Origin of the sequence: Bacillus sp. FSL W7-1346, from assembly GCF_038593335.1 — a bacterium.
GTDB lineage: Bacteria > Bacillota > Bacilli > Bacillales > Bacillaceae > Bacillus > Bacillus altitudinis.
The window spans coordinates 2,591,515-2,608,109 of the sequence record NZ_CP151988.1; the positions used below are offsets into that span (position 1 = coordinate 2,591,515).

A 16,595-nucleotide genomic window follows, 5' to 3' on the forward strand; every position below is an offset into this window, starting at 1 on the left:
CGTACTTATTATACAATTAAATAAAATGTTTTTAAACAAAAGTTAAGAAAGTCATGAAAGCACTTTGTTCAAAAAACAGTTGATTCAAGTGCTCTAAACCTTGTCAAATCAACGTTTTCAGACGTTTCGAATTTTATGAAAACAAAAGAAAATTATTTTCAAATAGCGCTTACATCAGATCGTTTTGATGAAAAAAGACGAAAAAAATAAACGCCAGCCAAAAGGCTGTACGTTTATTTAGTTTACCCCAATATATTGATTTTCAATCGATACTTTGCCGATTGCTTTGTATTTTTGATATCTTTGTTCGACTAATTCTTCAGGCGATTGTTTGAGCAAAGATGTAAGTGACTGTTTTAATGTTTTTTCAATGTAGGCTGCTTGTTGTTTCACGTCTCGGTGTGCTCCACCTTGCACTTCTTTAATAACATCATCTATAATATCTAATTCTTTTAGGTCTGGAGCGGTAATTTTCATTGATTCTGCAGCTTTTTTCGCAAGTGATGAGTCCTTCCAGAGCAGTGCTGCTGCACCTTCAGGTGAAATCACTGAATATGTTGAGTTCTCTAGCATAAATAGGTGGTTTCCTACGCCTAACCCTAGTGCTCCGCCACTTCCGCCTTCTCCAATGACAATACAGACAACCGGTACACGAAGTCCTGCCATTTCGAAAAGGTTTTTCGCAATTGCTTCACTTTGCCCGCGTTCTTCAGCTGCTTTACCAGGATAAGCTCCTTTTGTATCAATAAAGCAAATGATTGGACGATTAAATTTATCTGCTTGTTTCATCAAGCGCAATGCTTTACGGTAACCTTCTGGATGCGGCATCCCGAAATTACGGCGCAAGTTTTCTTTTGTGTCTTTTCCGCGCTGATGACCAATGACTGTGACAGGAAGTCCTTTAAACGTGGCAATTCCTCCAACGATGGCTTCATCGTCGCCATAAAAACGATCACCGTGACATTCGAAAAAGTGATCAAACAGCTCTTGAATGTAATCGAGAGTTGTTGGGCGCATCGCATGACGAGCAATTTGTACTCTGTCCCACGGCTTTAAATTTGTATAAATGTCTGTTTCAAGCTTACTCAGACGCGTTTCAAGGCGCTCAATTTCCGCACTTAAATCCATCTCTGAGTTTTGTGTGAACTTTTTCAATTCATCAATTTTCGCTCGAAGTTCAATGACAGGTTTTTCAAATTCTAGTTCTCCAGCCACTCTCGTTCACCTCCTGTGCTGTGTAATGCTAAGATTTGGCCTAATGTTTCTTTCATTTCTGCACGGTGAATCACAGCATCTAGCTGACCATGCTTCATTAAAAATTCAGCCGTTTGGAAGTCCTCTGGTAGGTCTTCACGAATGGTTTGTTCAATGATTCTGCGACCAGCAAAACCAATTAATGCACCAGGCTCTGCAAAGTTGTAATCACCGAGAGACGCGAAACTAGCTGATACACCGCCAGTTGTCGGATTGGTCATCACAGAGATAATCAGACCTTGATCCTCGCTGAACAGCTTTAATGCTGAACTTGTTTTTGCCATCTGCATCAGACTAAGAATCCCCTCTTGCATTCTTGCTCCTCCAGATGCAGTGAAGATGATAAATGGCACCTTGTCCGCTTTTGCTTTCTCAATAGCTAGTGTAATCTTTTCACCAACGACCGAGCCCATGCTGCCCATACGGAACGTGGCATCCATGACAGCAATGACAGCACTTTGACCTTTAATTTCACCTTTTCCTGTCACGATGGCTTCATTCAAAGATGTTTTTTCTCTGTCTTTCTCAAGCTTTTCTTCGTAGCCTGGGAAACCGAGCGGGTTCTCAGAAATGAGGTGACCGTTAAATTCTTCAAATGTGCCTTCGTCTACAAGGCTTTCAATACGTTGTTTTGCATTCATTTGCAAATGTCTGCCGCAATTCATGCAAACACGTAAATTTTTATCTAGTTCTTTGGTGAGCATTATTTTTTTACATTGCGGACATTTGGTCATGATGCCTTCAGGCACATCTTGACTTGCCTGTTCAGAGGGTACAGATGCATATTTTTTCTTTTTACTGAAAATATTCTTGATTGACAAATGACTACCTCCCTTTTTGAAGGGTTTTTTCTTTACACGCACATCCACTATTATAGGACATGTCATAACTGTACCGAAACTATTGTACTTTTTTTGTCAAACGCTGTCATCCTTCATTCAATTTTTTCAGTGGGGAATTGATGAGAAATGAGTATAGGTTTGGGGCGCTGAGTAGTTGGTATATGTGAATTGTGAACGTCTACAAAAAAATCTCATTTAGGATGAAAAAAATTTCGTGAAAGAGAGGAAATGGTGCACGTTTTTCCTCCAAATTCAGAAAAAACGTGCACACTTTTCCAATTCGATTACTCGCCGATAATCGTTAATTTTCTTGTTTTTTCTGCAACAGCTTCTGGGTCTACTTTGATTCTTGAAACGCCCGTTTCCATTGCTGCTTTTGCCACTGCTTTGGCTACCGCTGGCGCTACTCGTGCATCAAATGGTGCAGGGATAACGTATTCCGCTGACAATTCTTCATCTGATACAAGGGAAGCAATCGCTTCAACAGCTGCAATTTTCATTTCTTCGTTAATGTGTGTCGCACGTACATCAAGCGCCCCGCGGAAAATACCAGGGAATGCAAGGACGTTGTTCACTTGGTTCGGGAAGTCAGAACGGCCAGTTCCTACAACACTTGCACCTGCTGCATGTGCATCTTCTGGCATGATCTCTGGGTTTGGATTCGCCATTGCGAAGATCACAGGATCTTTTGCCATTTTTCCAACCATTTCTTTTGTTAATGCGCCTGCTACTGAAACGCCGATAAAAACATCTGCGCCTTCAATCACTTCTTCTAAAGAACCTTCTTTACGATCTTGGTTCGTGAATTTAGCTACTTCATTTTTCACTGCATTCATACCATTCGGACGGCCTTCATAAATAGCGCCTTTTGTATCACACATGATGATATCACGTACACCGAAATGATAAAGAAGTTTGATAATCGCAATTCCTGCTGCTCCAGCGCCGTTTGCAACCACTTTAATTGAAGACATTGATTTTCCAGACAGCTTCAGTGCATTCACAAGTCCTGCCACTGTTACAATCGCTGTCCCGTGCTGATCATCGTGGAAAACAGGAATGTTTGTCTCTTTTTTCAAACGCTCTTCAATGATAAAGCAGTTTGGTGCTGCAATATCTTCAAGGTTCACGCCGCCAAACGTCGGCTCAAGAAGCTTCACTGTTTCAACGATTTTGTCTACATCGTTTGTTGCAAGTGCGATTGGGAATGCATCAACACCTGCAAAGCTTTTGAATAAGACAGCTTTTCCTTCCATTACTGGAAGAGATGCTTCAGCCCCAATGTTTCCAAGCCCTAACACAGCACTTCCATCTGTGACAACAGCGACCATATTGCCTTTCATTGTATAATCATACACTTTGCTTGTGTCGTCATAAATATCTTTACATGGCTCTGCCACACCTGGTGAGTAAGCCAAGCTCAAGTCTTTCGCATTTTTCACTTGTACCTTTGATTTTGATTCAAGTTTGCCTTGATTCTCTTTGTGCATATGTAATGCTTCTTCTCTTAATGACATGTGATGAACACTCCTTCAAGTGGAAAATGATTTAATGAATTGCTAAGTTGATAAGCACATACTTGGCAGTTTAAATACACAGAATCTTTAAAATGATAACACAATAGGTGAAATTGTAAAACATATTCAGACGATTTGTCATCATTTAATCACAACGTTTTGTTCACCTAGCAGCTCTTTTAACTGGAAAATGACCGCATGATCTGCATGAACTTTGTATGCATCTGGAAGTCTCATCGTCTTTTTTTGCTTTTCATAATACAAATAGACATCTGCTTCTCCGCTGTGCATGGAGATCACTCGCTTCACTTGTTCTAGCAGCTCCTGCGTATGGTTCTCTTCTTTGACTCGAATGTAGACAGATTCTTTTCTTTTAGAGCCCATCTCTTCCAGTAGAACAGCTTCTTGCACGATGATTTGACTGCTCTCATTTCTGACATCTATTCTGCCTTCAACATAAAGCATTGCGCCCTCCTCAAGTAAGGGGGACAGCTTTCTAAATTGCTCTGGAAAGACGACACCTTCCATTTCTCCCGTTTCATCCCCGAATGTGACAAATGCCATCGATTGTCCATTTTTTGTCCGAATCGATTTCACCTTTGTCAAAAGACCACCCATTGAGACCTTTCGCTTTATATAGGAAGAAAGTCTGATGATTTCCACCGCACCATTCTCTCTTAAGCGATCTCGATACGCTTGTACAGGGTGATTTGATAAATATAACCCGAGTGCCTCTTTTTCAAATTGCAGGAGATCAACAAGCGGCAGTTCGTCTATCTCCGCATATTTTGGCTTAATGGAGAACGTTGTATCCCCAAGAAAGTCCAGTTGATCCTCAGGTGTTAAAAATGACACATGGTCTAACGCAATATCTATCGATGCTAATAACGAAGCACGATTTGGATGAAGCTCATCCATTGCCCCTGAGAAAATGAGGGCTTCAATCGTTTTTCGGTTGACACTCTTTGTTGATACCCTTGCGCAAAAATCAAATAAATCTTCAAATGGCCTTTCCTGTCTTGCTCTGTATATATCCTTTACAGCTGACACTCCGACATTTTTGATCGCTCTTAAGCTGTAGCGGATCTCCCCTTTTTCAACCGTGAATGGAAATTCGCTCTTATTAATAGAAGGCTTCAACACAGATATCCCTTTTTCCTTTGCCTCATAGAAATATTGAGCCACTTTGTCTTCATTTCCAATCACACTCGTTAAAAGACCGCACATAAAATATAACGGATAATGCGCTTTTAAATAAGCAAGCTGAAAGCCGATCATGCTATATGCAACAGCATGGCTTCTATTAAAACCATAGTTTGCAAATTTGACGATTAGGTCATAAACGTCATTTGCAATGTTAACAGGATACTCCTTTTTTAGGCATCCTTCAACAAAATGGCTTCGCTCTTCATCAAGCACCTTTTTATCCTTCTTTGAAACGGCTCTTCTTAATAGATCGGCCTCGCCCAGCTTAAAGCCTGCCATCTTTGCTGCAATCAGCATGATTTGCTCCTGATAGACGATGACCCCATATGTATCCTTTAAGATGTCATACAAATCTGGATGCGGGTAGGAGACTTTCACTCTGCCATGCTTTCGGTCGATAAAGAGCGGGATATTCTCCATCGGACCCGGGCGGTATAAGGCATTGACAGCCACGATATCTTCTAGACTAGAAGGTTTCAGTCGTCTCAGCACCTGACGCATACCTTGTGATTCGAGCTGGAAAATCCCCGTTGTATCTCCCGCTGATAACAAATCAAACGTTTTCTGATCTTCATATGAAATGTCACTAAAGTTAATGTGGACGTTTTCCTGTCTTTCAATCTGGTTTTTAATGGATTCAATTAATGTTAAGTTTCTCAAACCTAAAAAATCCATTTTCAAAAGACCGAGATCTTCTAAATAATTCATCGCATATTGTGTCAAATACACTCCATCATGGCCTTCTTGAATAGGCACGACTTGTGTGAGCGGCTCCTCACTTAGGACAACGCCGGCTGCATGTGTTGATGTATGTCTTGGTAATCCTTCTACCTTTAAAGCGGTTTGAAACACTCTTTGCAGCTCTTCAGATTGCTGGAGCAGTGTTTTTAATTCTGAGGAGACTGTCACCGCTTCTTTCAGTGTCGTCCCTGGCTTTGATGGGATGAGCTTTGCAAGGCGGTCTGCTGCTTTTGAATCAATTCCCATCACACGTCCGACATCTCTTAAAGCTGCCTTTGCAGCAAGTGTTCCAAACGTGACAATTTGCGCCACATGCATATCCCCATATTTGTCTTTTACATATGAAATGATTTCATCTCTTCTCGTGTCAGGAAAATCGATATCTATATCCGGCATGCTGATTCGTTCAGGATTTAAAAAACGCTCAAATAAAAGCCCGTGACGGATCGGATCGACATCTGTAATAAACAGAACATACGCAACTAAAGAGCCTGCTGCTGATCCCCTGCCAGGACCTGTGACAATGCCATGATCATGAGCATACTTCATAAAATCCCACACAATGAGGAAATAATCACTGAAATTCATTTTTTGAATGATGCTCAGCTCATACTCAAGCCTTTTGATATATGTGTCATTTGAAGCAATCTGTCTTCGTTTCATGCCTTCTTGGCACACTCTTCGTAAAAACTGATCAGCTGTTGATTGATCAGGTGTCGGATAGGTTGGCAGTTTCGTCTGGCCAAGATTTAAATCGACCTCGCAGCGGTTTGCAATCTCAACCGTTCTTGCCAGCAATTCTGGATCATCACCATACCACTGCGTCATTTCTTCGATCGATCTGAAATGCTTGGCTGCTTGGTCTTCCTCTATTTCTGATAACTGCTGGCCTGCTTTAATGGCCTTTAAACATGTATATGCGGTTTTGTCCTCTTGATGGATATAGTGGACGTCACCTGTTGCCACAAGCGGGATGTTCGCCCTTTTTGAGAGTTCCCTGAGCTTATGAGACAGCTCTTCGTCCTGCTGAAACGGCTGAACGGCTAAATACACATGTTCCTCACCAAAAAGATCTTTTAAATGGCTGGCCGCATCCCTTGCTTCATCTAGCTGATCATGTTGCAGCAGCGTTTCAATATAGCCGGATACGCCTGGTGTGATGGCAATAAGGCCATGATGATAGGCTTTCAGCCATTTCTCTTTCAGGCCGGTTTTTGACTTTGATTTCAAGACACTGCTAATTTTGATCAAGTTTTGATAGCCTTCATTGTTTTTGGCAAGGAGGATCAAAGGATAAGCCTCTGTCTCTTGTTCATCTATGAAGACAGAAGCTGTTAAACCGATAATCGGCTTGATGCCATGTGTTTTACATTCCTTATAAAATTCAACCGTTCCATACATCACATGGTCATCGGTAAGAGCGAGCGCTTGATAGCCAAGTTCTTTCGCCTTTAATACGAGCTCCTTGACCTTCGCTGCACTGCTCAATAAGCTGTATCCACTGTGGACCTGAAGATGAACATAGGACATGCTTAATCCACTCCTTTCATCTAAATTCATTCTTTCATTATAAATCGCGATGCGGTGAGAAACAAATGTTCTTTCTTTTCCGCTCGTTCATACTTGTCCAGCACACGCCATATATTGAATAGAGTGAGGTGGGAAAAATGGATGTGAAGGAAGCCTTTATTCCAAACTTTATTAGCTGTTATTTTATCGCACTGGGGGTTATTTTGGGCGGTGCCATTATCGGCGGGGTAGGTGCATATTTATCTGGTCAGCCACCGCTATCAATTATTTCAAGTCTTGCCAACCGATTAAAAATTTGGGCACTTGTTGCGGCAATCGGTGGAACTTTTGATGCGGTCTATAGTTTTGAAAGAGGGATTTTCGAAGGGAACACACGTGATATTTTCAAGCAGATCTTGCTCATTATCTCTGCTATGGGCGGTGCGCAAACGGGGTATCTCCTGATTACGTGGCTCACTCAGGAGCATGTATCATCATGAGGGTGCCTGAGCTGTATAAACGTCCAGGCTGGCAGCGTTTTTTTGCTGGGATGATGTTCGGCGCAATTATCAGCTGGCTGATTTTTCTCTTTACGTACGGCACCTTTCAGGAGAAGCAAGTGACACTGCTCAGAAGCCAGCAGCACCATATGGACAGTCTGAAAGAACAAATCACACTCTATCGGGAAGATTTGCATAAATTAAATGAAGACAATAAGCAGCGTCTGCTTATTCAGAGCGTAGACGTTCACCTCGTCAACCGAGAGCAGTACAAAATCCCGGAGCCAGATACCTTGAAATTTGAAGATCAGGTGAAAGAGGATATCTCAGAGGTGATCACAAAGGATATTGAAAGTGTCTATAAAACAAAAGAACTCTTAAAACGGACCGTGGAAAATAAAGAATATACGATTAGAGAAAAGGCATACCGCGCCAAAGTCACAGAGCTGACCATCTATACAAAGCTTTCGCTTGAAGTGCGTATTTCCTTCGCTGAATAATAAATGATGTGGAATTTTTATGAATTTCTGCACTCAATGATCGCTTTTCACTTGTTATTTTTATACACTAAAAGAAGAACGAGATGATTATAAGAAAGAGGTGAGAACAATGGAGGTTTACAGCTATCGTCAAATGGCACGAGACAAAGCAAGCCGGATTAAAGACGGCATGTGTGCTTATGCTGAGACAGAAATGATGGCCCATTTAATTAAAAAAGAATTAAAGCATCAAAATCTCCAAGCCTATGAAGATTCAACTGACATCGGCTGCTGGTTTATCCCTGTATCCAAGTAACCCTTTTCTCAAAGCTCAAAAAAGAGAGGGGGACTTGAAGCCCCTCTCTCACGATGATGATTTACATACTTCTTCTAAATCACGCAAAATCTCATCTGCAACTGCCCAATCATATATGGACGCACCGGCTGCAAGCGGGTGACCTCCGCCATGATATTTTTTAGCAATGGTGTTAATGACGACGCCTTTTGAGCGGAATCTCACACGAATCTGATCGTTCTCTTCCACAAAAAAGACCCATGCCTTAATCCCTGCAATATTTCCAAGTGTCCCAACAAGCTGTGAGGCTTGCTGCGCTGTTGTTTGGAATGACTCCAAAATGTCACGTTTAATAAAAACAGAAGCTACGCCATTCTCTGATAAAGAGATATGTTGAAAAATATAGCCATTTAATTTCACCACATTCAAATCTGTCTCATACAATTGATTGAAAAGGTCTGATGATGAAAACGGATATTCGATGAGTTCACCCGCATATTTGAGTGTCTTTTTCGTTGTGTTTGGGAAAAGGAAACGGCCTGTGTCTCCTACAATGCCGGCATAAATGAGTTCTGCCGCCTTTGTATTCAGCTGATATCCTTCTTCTTTCCCCTCTAAATACAGCTCATAAATCATTTCACTAACAGAACTTGCTTCTGTATCAACCCAAAGCAAATCACCATACGGATCTTCATTCGGATGATGATCAATTTTCATCAACTTATCGCCCATTGAATAGCGCTGATCATCAATTCTAGCTTGATTCGCAGTGTCACAGACAATGACAAGGGCACCTTTGTACACTTCATCCGGCACGTCATCTAATTCATATAAAAATGAAAGGGATGGCTCAGGGGTTCCTGTCGCATAAATATTTTTTTCTGGATAGGTGGCACGCAAGATTTCCGTAAGGCCGCACTGTGATCCATATGCGTCTGGATCAGGTCTTACATGTCTATGAATGATGATGGTGTCATATAATGATATGGTTCTAATCAGTTCTTTTTTCATAAATACTCCTTCTTATGCGATACTCTTTTTATTATTAAATCATAATCTACCCAGACAGAAAAGTGAGGAATAGACAATTTATTCTAGTAAGCAAGCCTATTTACGTTTAAAATAGGGTTGTAACCACTTACAATGGAGGCTTGGCACATGCTTGTTTTGATTGTGTTTATTATTTGTTCTGCCATGTTTTATTTATACTACAAAGCAAAAAATGTCCGTACGAACCGGCCGGTCGAGAAGAAATTCTGGTCTGCTAAATCAAGTATGGCACTTGGCTGCTTTGTCCTGCTCTTCGGTGTGAATCAATTATTTTTAAACCGCTCGTCACTCGCATTTGTCATTGGGTTTGTTTTTGTTGCAGTTGGTATCGGCAGTACATGGGCCGGATATAAAGCCTATAAGCACTATCTTCCGCTCTTTTTAAAGGAAGGCGAAAAAGACCACGCATAATAGAGAAAGGGCGCATTCATGCCGCCCTTTTTTGCCTATTATCCTCTCTCCATCAGCTGCACCATCAACATCGCTTTGCCTACAATATTTGACTGATGGTAAACTTCCACTTCCAGTTTTCCAAACTTGCGCCCAACTTCTAAAATATTCGGTTTGATCTGTATCGTGGATTCCATTTGAACTGGTTTTAAGAAATAGACAGAAAGACTTTCTACAATTAGTTCACCTTTTTTATGAGACTTTAAGAAGCGGTTGGCTGATTCGATTAAAATTTGTGTAAACACACCATACGAAATATTGCCGAGTTGATTTGTCATTTGTGGTGAGACTTCATATTGGTACACCGCATCTGTTTTTGGTTTTTCTGTATCAGCTTCCTTAAATCCTCTAGACACGACATCATCCAGCTTTTCACCGACCTGCGGCTGCTTTTGAATCATTTGCAGCGCCTTCAGCACGTCCTGACGGCTAATCATCCCAATCAGCTTCGCATGATCATTTACAACTGGCAGCACCTCAATACCTTCCCACACCATCATTTGTGCAGCTGAAGCGACAGATGTTTTGCCAATAACGGTCAGCGGATTTTTTGTCATCACCTTTTCAATCGGTGTAGAACGGTCATGGCCTGCAATATCCTTTGAGGTCAAAATGCCGTGAATTTTCATTTGATCGTCTGCTACCGGGAACCTTCCGTGCCCGGTTTCATAATTCTTTTCATACCATTTCTCAAGTTTGTCTTCTGGCGATAAATAGACGGTCCGTTCTATCGGCGTTAAAATATCCTCCACAAGCACAATTTCTTTTTTAATCAACTGGTCATAAATGGCCCGGTTAATGAGAGCCGCTACGGTAAATGTATCGTAGCTTGTTGATAAAATGGGCAGCTCAAGCTCATCTGCGAGCTGAATAATTTCATCATCTGTTGAGAATCCGCCCGTGACCAGCACAGCCGCTCCCGCCTCTAATGCTTGCCGGTGAGCATTGATTCGGTTTCCGACGATCAACAGGTTGCCTGCTGCTGTGTAACGCATCATTGCATCCAGTTCCATTGCACCGATGACAAATTTATTTAACGTTTTATGTAAGCCAGCTCGTCCACCAAGCACCTGGCCATCAATGACATTGACGACTTCCGCATATGTCAGCTTTTCAATATTTTCTTTTTTCTTCTGTTCAATTCGAATGGTACCGACTCGTTCAATGGTGCTCACGAACCCTTTATTTTCAGCATCCTTAATAGCCCGGTAAGCCGTGCCTTCACTGACTTTCATTTCTTTCGCTATACGCCGGACAGAAATTTTCTCTCCGACATCCAATGAATCAATATACGATAAAATTTGCTCATGCTTTGTCGCCAATCCCGTTCACCCTTTTTGTTTTCAGCGTTTTCATCTATATTTCATTATACAGGCAGGAGGCTTTTAATAGCAATTTGTCTTTTACACGAGCACGATACAGGCAAATAAAAAAGCCGGTAGGGTGCCGGCTTTTCTTTCTATTAATTATATATCGATGGATTCTCCACTGTTTAATACGTGACCCACGCCGCCATGCAAGCTGTCTGCAAACGCATGAGGATCTTGCTCAATCGGCGGGAATGTACTGTAATGAATCGGTACGACTTGTTTCGCACGAAGCCACTCTGCTGCGATTCTCGCATCGTCTGGTCCCATTGTGAAGTTATCACCTATTGGCAGGAAGGCAAGCTCAATATGATTCAGTTCCCCAATGAGTTTCATATCCGAGAAGAGAGCCGTGTCTCCAGCATGATAAATTGTTTTGCCTTCAGCAGTAAATAAAATACCGGATGGCATACCTGTATACGTAATAGTTTTGGATTCTTCATCAATGACCGCTGAGCCATGGAACGCTTGCGTCAGCTTGACTTTACCAAATTCAAATTCACGGCCGCCGCCAATAGAAAGCGGGTGTGTTTTCACCCCTTGCCAGCCTAAATAAGTGGCAAGTTCGAATGGCGCAATCACGAGTGCGTCATTGTTTTTAGCGATTTCAATCGTGTCTCCGACGTGATCTCCATGCCCGTGCGTGAGCAAAATCACATCTGCTTTGACATCTTGCGGTTTGATATCCGTGTGCTTATTTCCATTTAAAAATGGATCAATCCAAATATGGTATCCGTTTGTTTCAATGTGTACGACTGAATGTCCATGATATGTAGCTTTCATGTAAATATATCCACCTTTCGAATTTGATCTCATTTTGTCTATTCCCTCTATAAAAAGCTGAAAAACTTAGTGCCTATGAATCACATTAAGACCACCTGTTGCTTCAATGACGGTTCCTGTAATGAGGTCTGAACGGTCATCACATAGAAATGAAATGATACGCCCTATATCCTCTCCAGTACCAGACCTGCCTATTGGCGTTTCATCGTCTTTGATTTGGCGGGCTTCCTCTATTGTCGATTCTTTCATGTCTCCAACGATTTTGCCTGGACACACCATATTAGCGGTGATGCCGTTTTCGGCTTCTTCAATCGCAATGGTTTTCGTCAATGACGCAAGGCCCACTTTTGCCGCTCCAAAGGCTGATCTGTGCATCCAGCCTGGCGCATGGTCTGCTCCTTGGAAGCCATATGTGATAATCCGGCCAAAGCCTTGTTTTCTCATCATAGGGATCACCATTCGGAACAAATGGAACACTGCGGATAGGTTGCCTTCCATCATTTGATACCATTCGTCTTCAGAGTAATCCGCGAGTTTTTTTCGTTCAAAAATATAAGGTCCAGCATTATTGATCAAGGCATCAATCCGCCCAAATCGTTCTACTGCCAGCTCGACCATGTTTTTTAAATCTTCTCTGTTTGTCACATCGCCTTGGACAAATTGAAGCTTTTCTTCGTATTCTTGCAGTTCTTCTTTCATCTGCCGGACAGCTTCATCATCACTTCGATAATTCACTGTCACAGAATACCCCATATTCAGTAAAGACTCGGTGACTTTCCTGCCAAGTCCTTTAGAACCCGCTGTTATTAATGCGTGTCGCACACAATCTCCTCCTAAAGCAAAGGTTGCAAGTTCATGTGTTTCTTTTATTATCTTTACTTTACTATAAACCGGCTCCCTTCGCACTTTTGAACCCTTTAACAGTGAGGGGAAAACCGTATAGGGTGATTCATCCACTTTTTCATATCCCATGAACCATGGATATCGAGAAGCAGCGAAACAAACCGATAGCATTCTCTCACCTCATGAAGCTGGCGAGGAAGCGGGCAAATCTCTTCATATCCTAATTGAACCGCTTGTGCAGCTTCTTTCGTCAAAAGGTATTCGAGTGCAATAAAATCAAACGCAGCTGGTCCAAATACGACATATTCCGTATCAACTAGACTCGCCACTTGATCATCGTCTTCAATATATTGCGATGGGTCTAAATCAATTAAAATGAGACTGGCTGAATCAGGAGGACTTAGCGTTTCAAGCTTTTGCTGCACCTTTTCTGCATAATCCTGATATTCAGGCTGATCAGCGTAATAGCGGCTGATAAGTTTGGAAACTGCCTTTTTTAACAGCGCATGGAATTCTCTCAAATGTCTCTTTTCTCCCACGTATACTGGTCCGAAAAAGGTTGTTTGATATGAATGAAGATGCGCTAGTTTCCTCCCGTAATCCCTATAGAATTGTGCTGAACGGCCCTCAAAAGATGTTAAAGGGATTCCTTCTACTTTTTCCATGACGTAAAAGTGTTTCCCCGCCTTCTTCACTTTACGAACAACTTTCGGAATATGAAAGGAATTCGTATGAGCCAGCTTTTCATTGATTTCATCAAGATGCTCTTGTACAGTACGGGCATCTACTCCATAAATCAAGTTGATCCCATATACAAATTCACTTTCTTCTCTTGCAGTTTTTGGAGATTTCACTACATATTCCGTTTGGTCTTGTAAGGAAATCAGCCACACATCATTAGCCCTGCCGTCGTATGGTTCTCCTAACGTTTTCACTGATACGATAGGCTGATCAAACAAAGCCTGCAGCGTTTTCTTCATGAACTGTTGTCACTCCTTATTCAGCTTGACACTGATATGCTTTCATTTTCTCCAGTGAAGATCAATCTCCTTTTTCCCATGAAAAAAACCATCCGTATAAACGAATGGTTTTGGCGAATTATGCTAGGCAGGCTTTTGCTTTTTCTAAAGCGAGCTGAATTTGTTTAAATCCAGTTCCACCTGCACTTGTTCTTTTTTCAACAGCAACATACGGATCAAGAACAGTGTAAATATCTTGTTCAAAGAGGCCGCTTGCTTCTGTAAATGTTTCAAATGGAAGGTCACTTAAATAGATGCCTTTTTGAATGCATGTATACACAAGCTTCCCTACGATTTCGTGTGCTTCACGGAATGGCATACCTTTTTTCGCAAGGTAGTCTGCCACTTCGGTCGCATTTGAGAAATCTTCTTTTGTTGCTTTTTTCATGACATCTTCGTTCACTGTCATCGTTTGAATCATGCCTGTGAAGATTTGCAGGCTGCCAGCGATCGTTTTCACCGTATCAAACATGCCTTCTTTATCTTCTTGCAAGTCTTTGTTATACGTAAGCGGCAAGCCTTTCATAATCGTGAGCAGCCCCATCAGGTTGCCATATACCCGCCCTGTTTTGCCGCGGATCAATTCAGCCATATCCGGGTTTTTCTTTTGCGGCATCATGCTGCTGCCTGTTGCGTACGTGTCATCAAGCTCAATAAATTTGAATTCTTGAGAGCACCATAAAATGATTTCTTCACAAAGACGTGAGAGATGCATCATCACAAGACTGCTATTAGACAAGAACTCTAAAATGAAATCACGATCACTCACGCCATCAAGGCTGTTCTCGTAAATATGGTCAAAGCCAAGAAGCTCTGCTGTATATTCACGATCAATTGGGAAGGTCGTTCCTGCTAACGCCCCGCATCCAAGTGGTGACACATTAATCCGCTTCAATGAATCTTGAAAACGCGCTTTGTCCCGCTCAAGCATCCAAAAGTAGGCGAGCATATGATGGGCAAAGGAAATAGGCTGTGCACGCTGTAAGTGCGTATATCCCGGAAAAATTGTTTCAACGTGCTGTTCAGCTTTTTCTACAAGCACTTTTTGAAAAGAAGAGATCAGCTCAATGATATGCTCTACTTGGTTATTCAAATATAAATGCATATCGGTTGCGACCTGATCATTCCGGCTTCTCGCTGTGTGTAATTTGCCGCCAAGCGGACCAATCTCATCAATGAGCATTTTTTCAAGGTTTAAATGAATGTCCTCATAATCCACTGAGAATTCAAGTTCATCGGCCTCTGCCTTTTTCATGAGCGTATTCAGTCCGTCTTTGATTGCAGCGGCCTCCTCATCACCGATGATACCGCATTTATTCAGCATACTTGCATGGGCAAGGGAGCCGGTCAGATCTTCTTTGACTAATTGTTTGTCGAAATGAATGGATGCACCAAACTCATCGACCCATTTTTCTGGTGTTTTTTGAAATCGGCCTCCCCAAAGCTTTTTCATGCTTTAACCTGCTCCTTTTTGTTCACGATGCTGTTTACTTTTGTTGGTAAACCCCAAAGGTTAATAAATCCTACAGCTGCATCATGATCGAATTCATCTGCTTTTGTATAAGTTGCTAGATTTTCATCATAAAGTGAATATGGTGATTTACGTCCTTCTACAATGGCATGGCCTTTAAATAGTTTCACACGTACAACACCTGTTACGTTCTTTTGCGTTTCTTGTAAGAATGCATCTAGTGCTGATTTAAGTGGTGAGAACCATAAGCCGTTGTATATTAATTCAGCCATTTTTTGTTCAACGATTGGCTTAAAGTGTGCTACTTCTTTAACAAGCGTTAAGTCTTCAAGTTCTTTGTGTGCTTTTAATAGGGTAACTGCACCTGGGCACTCATACACTTCACGAGATTTGATTCCAACAAGACGGTTTTCAACATGATCGATTCTGCCTACACCATGCTGGCCAGCAACTTCATTTAAATGAAGGATCAGATCAGATAATGAATACTGGATTCCGTCAATCGCTGTTGGTTTTCCTTTTTCAAACGTGATTTCAATGATTTCAGGTGTGTCAGGTGTTTTTTCAAGTGGATTTGTCAGATCATAAGCACCTTCTGGCGGCGCTGCCCAAGGATCTTCTAAAATACCACATTCGTTACTTCTGCCCCAAAGGTTTTGGTCGATTGAATATGGGCTATCTAAGTTAATCGGAATTGGAATACCGTGCTTTTGTGCATAGTCGATTTCTTCATCACGAGACCATTTCCATTCACGCACTGGTGCAAGAACTTCTAGGTCTGGATTCAAAGCTTTGATTGATACTTCAAAACGAACTTGGTCGTTTCCTTTCCCTGTACATCCGTGTGCAACGGCTACGGCATTTTCTTTCTCTGCGACTTCCACTAACTTTTTGGCAATGAGCGGACGAGATAGTGCAGACACTAACGGGTATTTCCCTTCATACATCGTGTGTGCTTGCAGTGCTGCAAGTGCAAATTCTTCAGCAAACTCTTCTTTTGCGTCGATCATGTAAGATTGAACAGCTCCGACTTGAAGTGCTTTTTGTTGAACGAATGCTAAATCTTTTCCTTCACCTACGTCCAGGCAGCAAGCAACAACTTCGTAACCTTGCTCCTGTAACCATTTAACTGCAACAGAGGTATCAAGACCTCCGGAATATGCTAATACGACTTTTTTATTTTGTGACATGTTTGAAAAGCTCCTCTCGCTTGTTTTGATTCTGTGAATGTTTTTTGCATAAAAATAAGTTTTAATTTATAAACATGCA

The 16,595-nt window shown here is 41.7% G+C and carries 15 protein-coding genes; 4 read left to right on the forward strand and 11 right to left on the reverse strand.

The window, feature by feature from the left end; all coding sequences use genetic code 11:
* Positions 1-237 precede the first annotated feature (237 nt).
* The 4 genes from accA to dnaE form a co-directional block, all read right to left on the reverse strand.
* Positions 238-1,215: an acetyl-CoA carboxylase carboxyl transferase subunit alpha gene (accA, locus tag NST09_RS13350; protein ID WP_017358272.1), complete on the reverse strand. Its 978-nt coding sequence runs from the start codon at positions 1,213-1,215 to the stop codon at positions 238-240.
* A complete protein-coding gene (gene accD, locus NST09_RS13355) occupies positions 1,200-2,075 on the reverse strand; it encodes an acetyl-CoA carboxylase, carboxyltransferase subunit beta (protein ID WP_017358273.1) in 876 nt (291 codons plus the stop codon). The genes accA and accD overlap by 16 nt, the downstream gene beginning before the upstream one ends.
* A 305-nt stretch (positions 2,076-2,380) precedes the next feature.
* Positions 2,381-3,613 (reverse strand): malic enzyme-like NAD(P)-binding protein, encoded by a 1,233-nt coding sequence (locus NST09_RS13360; protein WP_007501712.1) that lies wholly within the window; start codon positions 3,611-3,613, stop codon positions 2,381-2,383.
* A 141-nt stretch (positions 3,614-3,754) separates the two neighbouring features.
* Entirely contained in the window at positions 3,755-7,090 is a 3,336-nt protein-coding gene (gene dnaE / locus NST09_RS13365; RefSeq protein ID WP_342493054.1) for a DNA polymerase III subunit alpha, read from the reverse strand.
* Between the two features lie 137 nt (positions 7,091-7,227).
* Here dnaE and NST09_RS13370 point away from each other — a divergent pair, with 137 nt between their 5' ends.
* The 3 genes from NST09_RS13370 (at position 7,228) to NST09_RS13380 (ending at position 8,364) form a co-directional block, all read left to right on the forward strand.
* Positions 7,228-7,569, forward strand: a complete 342-nt coding sequence (locus NST09_RS13370) for a YtrH family sporulation protein (protein ID WP_007501717.1) — start codon at positions 7,228-7,230, stop codon at positions 7,567-7,569.
* On the forward strand, positions 7,566-8,069 hold the full coding sequence (ytrI, locus tag NST09_RS13375) for a sporulation membrane protein YtrI (RefSeq protein ID WP_007501718.1): 504 nt from the start codon (positions 7,566-7,568) through the stop codon (positions 8,067-8,069). The genes NST09_RS13370 and ytrI overlap by 4 nt, the downstream gene beginning before the upstream one ends.
* Positions 8,070-8,178: 109 nt before the next feature.
* A complete protein-coding gene (locus NST09_RS13380) occupies positions 8,179-8,364 on the forward strand; it encodes a hypothetical protein (RefSeq protein WP_008346082.1) in 186 nt (61 codons plus the stop codon).
* Positions 8,365-8,412: 48 nt separating this feature from the next.
* Here the strand turns inward: NST09_RS13380 and NST09_RS13385 are convergent, their stop codons facing one another.
* The gene (locus NST09_RS13385; RefSeq protein ID WP_025207776.1) at positions 8,413-9,354 is read right to left on the reverse strand and encodes a bifunctional oligoribonuclease/PAP phosphatase NrnA; all 942 of its coding nucleotides are present in this window, start codon (positions 9,352-9,354) and stop codon (positions 8,413-8,415) included.
* A gap of 147 nt (positions 9,355-9,501) precedes the next feature.
* Between NST09_RS13385 and NST09_RS13390 the strand changes: the two genes are divergently transcribed.
* Positions 9,502-9,804 carry a YtpI family protein gene (locus NST09_RS13390; RefSeq protein WP_008343164.1) on the forward strand — a complete coding sequence of 101 codons (303 nt, stop codon included), beginning with the start codon at positions 9,502-9,504 and terminating at the stop codon, positions 9,802-9,804.
* A 38-nt stretch (positions 9,805-9,842) separates the two neighbouring features.
* Here NST09_RS13390 and NST09_RS13395 read toward each other — a convergent pair whose 3' ends face one another.
* The 6 genes from NST09_RS13395 to NST09_RS13420 all read right to left on the reverse strand — a co-directional run bounded on the left by NST09_RS13395 (position 9,843) and on the right by NST09_RS13420 (position 16,516).
* Positions 9,843-11,165, reverse strand: coding sequence for a CBS domain-containing protein (locus NST09_RS13395; RefSeq protein ID WP_007501721.1), 1,323 nt, complete (start codon positions 11,163-11,165; stop codon positions 9,843-9,845).
* A 144-nt stretch (positions 11,166-11,309) separates the two neighbouring features.
* A complete protein-coding gene (locus tag NST09_RS13400; RefSeq protein ID WP_035391153.1) occupies positions 11,310-11,993 on the reverse strand; it encodes a metal-dependent hydrolase in 684 nt (227 codons plus the stop codon).
* Between the two features lie 66 nt (positions 11,994-12,059).
* Positions 12,060-12,815: an SDR family oxidoreductase gene (locus NST09_RS13405; protein ID WP_035391151.1), complete on the reverse strand. Its 756-nt coding sequence runs from the start codon at positions 12,813-12,815 to the stop codon at positions 12,060-12,062.
* Between the two features lie 95 nt (positions 12,816-12,910).
* Positions 12,911-13,816 (reverse strand): aminoglycoside phosphotransferase family protein, encoded by a 906-nt coding sequence (locus tag NST09_RS13410; protein ID WP_342493055.1) that lies wholly within the window; start codon positions 13,814-13,816, stop codon positions 12,911-12,913.
* 118 nt (positions 13,817-13,934) lie between these two features.
* Positions 13,935-15,308, reverse strand: coding sequence for an argininosuccinate lyase (argH, locus tag NST09_RS13415; RefSeq protein ID WP_272511778.1), 1,374 nt, complete (start codon positions 15,306-15,308; stop codon positions 13,935-13,937).
* A complete protein-coding gene (locus NST09_RS13420) occupies positions 15,305-16,516 on the reverse strand; it encodes an argininosuccinate synthase (RefSeq protein WP_008343148.1) in 1,212 nt (403 codons plus the stop codon). Before NST09_RS13420 ends, argH begins: the two co-directional genes overlap by 4 nt.
* Positions 16,517-16,595 lie beyond the last annotated feature (79 nt).

What these genes read in the sequence shown, in the direction of transcription:
- NST09_RS13385 (WP_025207776.1), bottom strand. Translation starts at nt 9,354, where the DNA reads ATGAAAAAAGAACTGATTAGAACCATATCATTATATGACACCATCATC.
- NST09_RS13370 (WP_007501717.1), top strand. Translation starts at nt 7,228, where the DNA reads ATGGATGTGAAGGAAGCCTTTATTCCAAACTTTATTAGCTGTTATTTT.
- ytrI (WP_007501718.1), top strand. Translation starts at nt 7,566, where the DNA reads ATGAGGGTGCCTGAGCTGTATAAACGTCCAGGCTGGCAGCGTTTTTTT.
- NST09_RS13420 (WP_008343148.1), bottom strand. Translation starts at nt 16,516, where the DNA reads ATGTCACAAAATAAAAAAGTCGTATTAGCATATTCCGGAGGTCTTGAT.
- NST09_RS13400 (WP_035391153.1), bottom strand. Translation starts at nt 11,993, where the DNA reads ATGAAAGCTACATATCATGGACATTCAGTCGTACACATTGAAACAAAC.
- NST09_RS13360 (WP_007501712.1), bottom strand. Translation starts at nt 3,613, where the DNA reads ATGTCATTAAGAGAAGAAGCATTACATATGCACAAAGAGAATCAAGGC.
- argH (WP_272511778.1), bottom strand. Translation starts at nt 15,308, where the DNA reads ATGAAAAAGCTTTGGGGAGGCCGATTTCAAAAAACACCAGAAAAATGG.
- NST09_RS13410 (WP_342493055.1), bottom strand. Translation starts at nt 13,816, where the DNA reads ATGAAGAAAACGCTGCAGGCTTTGTTTGATCAGCCTATCGTATCAGTG.
- dnaE (WP_342493054.1), bottom strand. Translation starts at nt 7,090, where the DNA reads ATGTCCTATGTTCATCTTCAGGTCCACAGTGGATACAGCTTATTGAGC.
- NST09_RS13390 (WP_008343164.1), top strand. Translation starts at nt 9,502, where the DNA reads ATGCTTGTTTTGATTGTGTTTATTATTTGTTCTGCCATGTTTTATTTA.
- NST09_RS13380 (WP_008346082.1), top strand. Translation starts at nt 8,179, where the DNA reads ATGGAGGTTTACAGCTATCGTCAAATGGCACGAGACAAAGCAAGCCGG.